Source organism: Lysobacter xanthus (assembly GCF_047159895.1).
This window is the reverse complement of record NZ_BAAGAB020000094.1, coordinates 1-8,103: the sequence shown is the minus strand read 5'-3', so window position 1 is coordinate 8,103 and position 8,103 is coordinate 1. Positions and strand designations below refer to the sequence as shown.

General features: G+C 71.0%; 4 protein-coding genes and 1 pseudogene. 3 read left to right on the top strand and 2 right to left on the bottom strand.

Features of this window, described 5'->3' with window-relative positions:
- Nucleotides 1–781 (bottom strand): annotated as a pseudogene (locus tag ACY35P_RS14470) (hypothetical protein); the annotation flags it as partial.
- Between the two features lie 414 nt (nt 782–1,195).
- Between ACY35P_RS14470 and ACY35P_RS14465 the strand changes: the two are divergent.
- Complete coding sequence (locus ACY35P_RS14465) at nt 1,196–4,393, top strand: autotransporter domain-containing protein (RefSeq protein ID WP_462116542.1); 3,198 nt, start codon at nt 1,196–1,198, stop codon at nt 4,391–4,393.
- A 93-nt stretch (nt 4,394–4,486) separates the two neighbouring features.
- On the opposite strand, the gene ACY35P_RS14460 is transcribed toward ACY35P_RS14465, so the two are convergent.
- A complete protein-coding gene (locus ACY35P_RS14460) occupies nt 4,487–6,466 on the bottom strand; it encodes a UvrD-helicase domain-containing protein (protein ID WP_462116541.1) in 1,980 nt (659 codons plus the stop codon).
- 134 nt (nt 6,467–6,600) lie between these two features.
- On the opposite strand from ACY35P_RS14460, the gene ACY35P_RS14455 reads away from it, so the two are divergent.
- Both ACY35P_RS14455 and ACY35P_RS14450 read left to right on the top strand, forming a co-directional pair.
- Nucleotides 6,601–7,371, top strand: coding sequence for an SEL1-like repeat protein (locus tag ACY35P_RS14455; RefSeq protein WP_462116540.1), 771 nt, complete (start codon nt 6,601–6,603; stop codon nt 7,369–7,371).
- 19 nt (nt 7,372–7,390) lie between these two features.
- The gene (locus ACY35P_RS14450) at nt 7,391–8,026 is read left to right on the top strand and encodes a thymidine kinase (protein WP_462116539.1); all 636 of its coding nucleotides are present in this window, start codon (nt 7,391–7,393) and stop codon (nt 8,024–8,026) included.
- The last annotated feature ends 77 nt before the right edge of the window (nt 8,027–8,103 follow it).

The following is an 8,103-nucleotide window of genomic DNA, read 5'->3' as shown; positions in this document are numbered from 1 at the left end:
GGCGCATGGTGGACCTCGCGGTCGGACTCGACGGCGCGAGGCTAGGCGTCGACAGCCAGTTCTCGGAGAACAGCACCGAGAACCAGCCGGTGGTCTTCTCGGGCGCGCGCCCCACGAAGATCGACACCGGCACCAGCTGCACGTCGAGCGACGGATCGGCGCGGTGCGCCTCGATCAGCCGGGCGAGCGATTCGGAATGCGACTTGCCGTTCGGCGCGCTGGGGCGCTCGATCACGCCCGGGATGTTCGGCAGCGGCGCGAGCGGGCCGACATTGCGGCGCGAGAGCGCCACGTAGGCGCGGCCGCGGCCGGTCGGATCGCCCGGCAGGGGGTTGAGCGGCGACGGCAGGCCGGCCTCGCGACAGGCGCGCTCGAGGATCAACGCGTTCGAGAGCCCGTAGTCCTCGAGCACGTAGCAGACGGGGCGACCGTTCCAGTCCGGCACGTGCTCGGCGGGCGCCACCGGCTCGATCTTGAGCGCGACCCACGGCGCCATGATCCGGCCGAGCACGCGCGCCCAGAACGGGCGGGCGGCCGCCGGGGCCGCGCGCGACGGACGCGGCGGTGGCGGCGGGTCGAGCAGGGCGTCCGCGTGCGCGACGCCGGGCATCGGCAGGTCGCGCTGGTCCGGATCGAGCGGACGCGGCGTCGCGTCGGCCACGGCGCCGGGATCGGCCGTCTCGTCGGCGTCGGTCGGGGTCGCGGCCGGCGACGCATCCCCGGGCGGGGGCGTCGGCGCGTCCGGGAACGGCAGGGGTGTCTGCTGGGCCATCGCCGGCATTATGCCGAAGCGGCTTCGAACGGCTCCGCGCACCGCCGTGCGCCCGGGCGGACGCAAAGAAAAAAGGAGGCCGCGAGGCCTCCTCCAAAGCCGGCCGGGGCCGGTGGACAACTAACGAGTGGACAGCGCCGGACGAGCCGGACACGCGCAGCTTAATAAAACGTTATTCCTAAAGCAACGCCGGCGATTAGCACGCCAAGTCATTGATTTTTCGTCCGCACCCGTCCACTGAGCGAAACGTCAAAAATCGATTACAGCGGCCAAAATACCGAACTCGAAATCCACAAAGTGTGACAATCAGCGCTTTTTACTCTGGACAGGCGTCACGCCCCGCCGTATACAGCTCTCCGCCGCCCGATCGACGCGGCACGGCCGGCGCCAGGAGGGCACGGTCGAACCTCCTGGGGAGTTCACATGAAGAGCCGTACCACGCGTGCCGCCCGCTCGGGCCTGGCACGCTCGCTGCTGTCCTGCGCCGTCGCCGCCACTCTTGCCGTCGGCCTCGTGCCCGCCGCGTCGGCCCAGCAGGCCGATCCCGGCCGCACCGGCGACCCGTCGAGCTGGATCACCACCGAATTCAAGGCCGACTGGGGCCTAGCCGCCATCAACGCGCAGTACGCCTATGCGCGCGGCCTGACCGGCGCCGGCGTGCGCCTGGGCATCTTCGACAGCGGCGTCGCCCTCGGCCATGCGGACTTCGCCGGCAAGAACCACCGCAGCATCCGCATCGCCGACCTGCTGGCCAACGGCACGCTCTGCACGAACTCGACCGCGCTCACCGGCAGCGCGGCGTGCTTCGCGTCCGACGGCGGCAGCGTCGCCATCGACTACTTCGACTACACCGACGCCGACCGCGCGCTCGTGCGCCACCTCGTCGACATCGGCTACTTCTACGACTGGGTGCCCGAGTACCTCGAGTCGATCGCCGGTTTCCGCTACAGCACGCACGGCACGCACGTCGCCGGCAGCATGCTCGCCAACCGCGACGGCTCCGGCTCGCACGGCGTGGCGTTCGGCGCCGACCTCAGCACGGCCCGCCTGTTCTCCAACAGCTACAAGGACTTCCGCGCCCTGATCGGCGCGAGCGGCGGCCGCGAGTACGCGATCGGTCCCGACGACACCGCGGTGCAGAGCATGTACCGCCAGATGGCGGCGCAGGGCGTGCGCGCGATCAACCACAGCTGGGGCCTCGGCAGCGAGCCGACCACCCCCGAGGACATGGACGAGCTGTACAACCTGCCGGGCGTCGCCGAGTACTTCTCGACCTACACCGATCCGTCGCTGCGCGATCACATCCTGCAGGTCTTCGCCGCGGGCAACGGCAACGGCGACATCGCCGGCATCTACGCGACGCTGCCGCGCTACGTCAAAGACCTCGAGCAGTACTGGCTCAGCGTGGTCAACATCAACCAGAGCGGCGAGATCGACGGCAGCTCGAGCATCTGCGGCCTGAGCCGCGACTGGTGCGTCGCCGCGCCCGGCACCGACATCACCTCGACCGTCGTCGACGGCAGCATCGACGGCCGCGTGGTCAAGGATCCGCGCGGCCGGGTGACCGGCATCGAGATCACCGGCGAGCATCCGGAGGGCGGCTACGGCGACCTCACCGGCACGTCGATGGCCGCGCCGCATGTCACCGGCGCGCTCGCACTGCTGATGCAGCGCTTCCCGTACCTCGACAATCCGCAGATCCGCGACATCCTGCTCACCACCGCGACCGACCTCGGCGACGAAGGCGTGGACGACATCTACGGCTGGGGCCTGATCGACCTGAAGAAGGCGATCGAGGGCCCGGGCCTGCTCCGCGTGGACACGAACGTCGCGATGAACAGCCGCGCGGGCGGCATCCAGACATGGTCCGGCCTCGCCTGGGACGACTGGACGAACGACATCGGCGGCCCCGGCCGCCTGACCAAGTCGGGCATCGGCTGGCTGCGCCTGTCGGGCGACAACACGTTCGCCGGCGCGACCATCAAGCAGGGCGTCCTCGAGCTCACCGGCGACAATGCACTGACCGGCGCGACCACCGTCGACGGCGGCGTCTTCCTGCTCGGCGGCACCCTGCGCGGCAGCGCGCTCACCGTCAACGGCGGCGTGGCCAGCATCGACGGCACCGTCTCCGGTGCGGCGACGCGCATCAACGCGGGCGGCCGCCTCAGTGGCCTCGGCACGCTGCAGGACCTCACGGTGCTCGGCACGATCGCACCGGGCCACAGCATCGGCACGCTCAACGTGACCGGTCGCTACACGCAGGGCGCGGGTTCGTTCTTCGACGCCGAGCTCGGCGCGAACGGCGCGTCCGACCGCATCGCCGTCACCGGCAATGCGCTGCTGCAGGGCGGCACCGTGCGCCTGTTCGGCACGCCGGGCGCCTTCCTCGTTGGCCAGCAGTACACGCTGCTGAGCGCCACCGGCGGCGTCGCGGGCCAGTTCCAGACCCTCGACCGCAGCGCCTTCTCGCCGTTCCTGCGCTTCGACCTCAACTACGGCGCCAATGCCGTCGGCCTCGCGGTCGGTCGCGGCATGGCATTCGCGGAGGCCGGCACCACCAGCAACCAGCGTCGGGTGGGTGCCGCGGCCGACACGATGAGCGCCACCGCCCCGCTGTTCGGCCCGCTCGTGCAGTTGTTCCCGACGCAGGCGCAGGCCGCGTTCGACCAGCTCGGCGGCGAGGCGCATGCGAGCACCCGCGGCGTGCTGGTCGAGACCGGCCGCCACGTGCGCGAGGCGGCGCTCGCGCGCAGCCTGATGGCCGCGGCCCCCGACGCCTCGGCCGAAGGCGCGACCGCGTTCTGGGCCGAAGGCCTCGCCACCGGCGGCCACGTCGCGGCGGACGGCAATGCCGCGCGCATCGAGGCGCAGGGCAACGGCGCACTCGTCGGCGTCGACCATGTGTTCGCGGGCGGCTGGACCGTCGGCGGCCTGCTCGGCAGCACGCGCAACGACGTCTCGGTGGCCGACCGCGCCAGCCGCGGCGACGTCCAGGACCGCCAGCTCGCGGTCTACGGCGGTGGCCGCCTGGGCGGCTTCGGCGTGAAGGGCGGCCTCGCCTATGCGACGCACGACATCGACATGCGCCGTCGCGTGGCCTTCGGTGGCCTCGACCAGACGCTGACGTCGAGCCACGACGCCCACACGCTGCAGGGCTTCGTCGAAGGCAGCTGGCGGTTCGCCGGCGCCGGCTGGTCGGTCGAGCCGTACGCGCAGCTCGCGCACGTGCGCGTGGACGCCGACCGCTTCGTCGAGCAGGGCGGCAGTGCCGCGCTCACGGTCGAAGGCGACGCCACGCACGTGAACCTGTCGACGCTGGGCGCGCGTGGCGCGCTGGATCTCGGCGGCCGCGGGCAGACGCCGGGCTGGCTGCAGCTCCGCGCGGATGCCGGTTACCGCCACGCGTCGGGCGACCTGTCGTCGCCAACGCGCGCGATGTGGACCGGCGGCAGTGCGTTCACCGTCGAGGGCGCGACGCTCGCCGACGACGCGTGGACGGCCGAGCTCGGCCTCGGCGCGTGGCTCAGCCCGCGCACCCTGCTTGAACTGGGCTACAGCGGCCAGTATTCGGACGAGGCGCGCGACCACGGCGCCAATGCGCGGATCTCCGTGCAGTTCTGATCGGACGACGCACGGACGCATCGACGAAGAAGGCGGCCTCCGGGCCGCCTTCTTCGTTGCAGGGCGCATCGCGACCCGATCGCGCGTCGCGGCTCAGCCGTCGAGCAGCGCCCGGATCGCGGCGAAGCCCGCATCGGCGCGCGCCTTCTTGCCCTCGGCATCGGCGACCGGGTCGGCGCCGTCGCGCTGCAGTTCCGCCGCCGGCAGCTCGTCGAGGAAGCGGCTGGGCTTGAGGCGCAGGACCTCGCCCCAGCGCTCCGCCCGCTTGGAATACGACAGCCAGAGCCGTTCCTTCGCGCGGGTGATGCCGACGTAGAGGAGGCGACGCTCCTCGTCGAGGCGCCCTTCGTCGATCGACGCCTCGTGCGGCAGCGTGCCGTCCTCCATGCCGACGATGAAGACGAAGCGGAATTCGAGCCCCTTCGCCGCATGCAGGCTCATCAGCCGCACCTGGTTGCCGGGCTCACCCTTGTCGGCGTGCGAGAGCAGCGCGAGTTGCGCGGCGAGTTCGCCGGGCCCGGCATTGCGCACGCCCTCGAACCAGCCCGCCAGTTCCTCGATGTTCGACTTGCGGCGCAGGAACGAGGCCTCGTCCTTGCACTGCGCGCGCACGCTGGCGAGCAGGCCGCTGCGCTCGGCGACTTCGCCGACGAGCTCGGCCGGCGTCGCCACCGCCGCCCGCGCACGCAGCTGGCGCAGCAGCGTCGCGAACGTATCGAGCGCGTTCGCCGCGCGCGGTGGAAGCTGCTTCAGTGCGCCGACGTTCTCGATCGCACGCGCCATCGGCATGTGCGCATGGCCCGACAGCTCGGCGAGCTTCGCGAGCGTGCCCGCGCCCACTTCGCGCTTGGGGTTCTGCACGGCACGCAGGAAGGCGGCGTCGTCGTCGGGATTGGCCAGCAGGCGCAGCCAGGCCAGCACGTCCTTGACCTCGCCGCGGTCGAGGAACGCGGTGCCGCCGGACAGGTGGTAGGGCACGCGCATGAGCTGCAGCGCCTTCTCCAGCGCGCGACTCTGGAAGTTGCCGCGGAACAGCAGGCAGAAATCGCTCCACGGCGCACGGGTGCTCGCCGCGATGAACTGGATCTCGGCGGCGACCTTCTCGGCCTCGTGCGCGGCGTCGCGGCATTCCCAGATGCGGATGCGCTCGCCGTCGGCCTGGTCCGACCACAGCGTCTTCAGGTGCTCGTGCGGATTGTTCGCGATCAGCGTATTGGCCGCGCGCAGCACGCGGTTGCTGCACCGGTAGTTCTGCTCGAGCTTGACGATGCGCAGCGTCGGGTAGTCGGTGCCGAGCTGCAGCAGGTTGTCCGGGTTCGCGCCGCGCCAGGCATAGATGGACTGGTCGTCGTCGCCCACGCAGGTGAACAGCCCGCGCGGGCCCGCCAGCGACTTCAGCAGCCGGTACTGCGCATCGTTGGTGTCCTGGCATTCGTCGACCAGCAGGTAGCCGATGCGTTCGCGCCAGGCCATGCACATCTCGTCGTCGGCCTCGAGCAGTTGCACCGGCAACCGGATGAGGTCGTCGAAGTCGACGGCGTTGAAGCTCGACAGGCGCTGCTGGTAGAGGTCGTACACGGTCGCCGCCTCCACCTCGCGCGGGCTGCGCGCTTCGCGCATCGCTTCCTCGGGCGACAGGCCGGCGTTCTTCGCGCGCGAGATGAGGCCGCGCACCGCGTCGATCACGTCCGGTTTGCTGCCGGCCGGCAGCAGGTCCTTGATCTGCGCGGCGCTGTCGTCGGAATCGAAGATGGAGAAGCCGCGCCGCAGGCCCGCCTTCGCATGCTCGATCTGCAGGAACTTGAGCCCGAGCGCATGGAACGTGCAGATCGTCAGGCCTTCGGCCGCATCGCCGCGGATGCGCTTGGCGACGCGCTCGCGCATCTCCTTCGCGGCCTTGTTCGTGAACGTGATCGCCGCGATGCGCTTGGCCGGCATGCGGCCCGACGCGATGAGGTGCGCGATCTTCTCGACGATGACGCGCGTCTTGCCGCTGCCCGCGCCGGCCAGCACGAGGAGGGGGCCGTCGCAGTGTTCGACGGCGGCGCGTTGCGGGGGATTGAGACCGTGCATGGATCGCCGCACCTCGGGGCCGCGGAGTCTAGCGGAGCCGCGTCGCGTCGCGCCGGGAGCCGTGCCTAGCCCATCGGTTGGGTGGCGTGCCGGTGGCGGCGCGCCTACGCTGCGCGCCTTCCGTGGAGACCGCCATGCACCGCCTTCGCCCCGCGCTACTCGCCGTCGTCCTGCTGCTGGGCAGCGCGGACGCCGTGGCCGAAGGGCCGAACGACCCCACGAACGACCCGATGCTGATGACGGCCGGCTTCCTGCAGAGCCATCCCGACATCCAGTACCGCCTGCTCGGGCTGCAGGCCTACGACCGCAAGAAGTTCGATGACGCGTTCAGGTTCTTCCGTCGCGCATCCTTCTACGCGGACAAGCCGTCGCAGGGCATGGTCGCGGAGATGTACTGGAAGGGCGAGGGCGTCGCGCGCGACCCGGCGCTGGCATACGCGTGGATGGACCTTGCCGCCGAGCGCGGGTATCGCGGCTTCCTCGGCCTGCGCGAGACGTACTGGGCGGCGCTGACGCCCGCCGAACGCGAACGCGCCGTGCGGGAGGGCGAGGCGGTCTATGCACGCTTCGGCGACGACGCGGCGAAGCCGCGCTACGAGTTCCAGCTGCGCGTCGGCCGCCGCGAGATGACCGGCAGCCGCACCGGCTTCAACCACGGCGTGACCATCGAGATCCCCGGCCCGGAAGGCGGGCAGTCGATCCCGGGCAGCCGGTTCTACGACGACCGCTACTGGAATGCGAAGAAGTACTGGGCGTGGCAGGACAAGGTGTGGATGCATCCGCGGATCGGCCGGGTCACCACCGGCGGGCTCGAGGACGTGCGCCGCACGCCCGCCTCGCGGGTGCCGCAGGTCGCGCCGGAGGTCGACGCGCAGGTGCCCGACGCGCCTGCCCCGCCGCACTGAGGCCCGCTAGACTGCGGCGATGGCGAAGCTGTACTTCTACTACTCGGCGATGAACGCCGGAAAGACCACGACGCTGCTGCAGTCCGCGCACAACTACGCCGAGCGCGGCATGCGCACGCACGTGCTGACGCCCGCGCTCGACGACCGCGCAGGCCGCGGCGTCGTCGCCTCGCGCATCGGACTCTCGGCGCAGGCCACCGCGTTCTCGCGCGACGACGATCTCGAGGCCTGTATCCGGCGGGACATCGCCGAGCATGGCCCGCTCCATTGCGTGCTCGTGGACGAGGCGCAGTTCATGACCAAGCCGCAGGTCTGGCAGCTCACCGAGATCGTCGACCGCCTGCGCATCCCGGTGCTCTGCTACGGCCTGCGCACCGATTTCCGCGGCGAACTCTTCGAGGGCAGCCAGTACCTGCTGGCCTGGGCCGACGAGATCGAGGAGATCAAGACGATCTGCCACACCGGCAAGAAGGCGACGATGACCGTGCGCGTCGACGAGCACGGCCGCGCCGTGCACGACGGCCCACAGGTCGAGATCGGCGGCAACGAGCGCTACGTTTCGGTCTCGCGCGCGCAGTTCAAGAAGGTCACCGCGGGCGAGGGCATCATCGAGCCGATGCAGGTGCCGTTGCCGCTGGAGCGCACCGGCGCCTGAGGCGCTTCAGGGCGCGTCGCCGCCGTCGTGCATCGCGATCTGCACGCTCGGGCGCTGGCACTGCCGCAGCAGCTGTT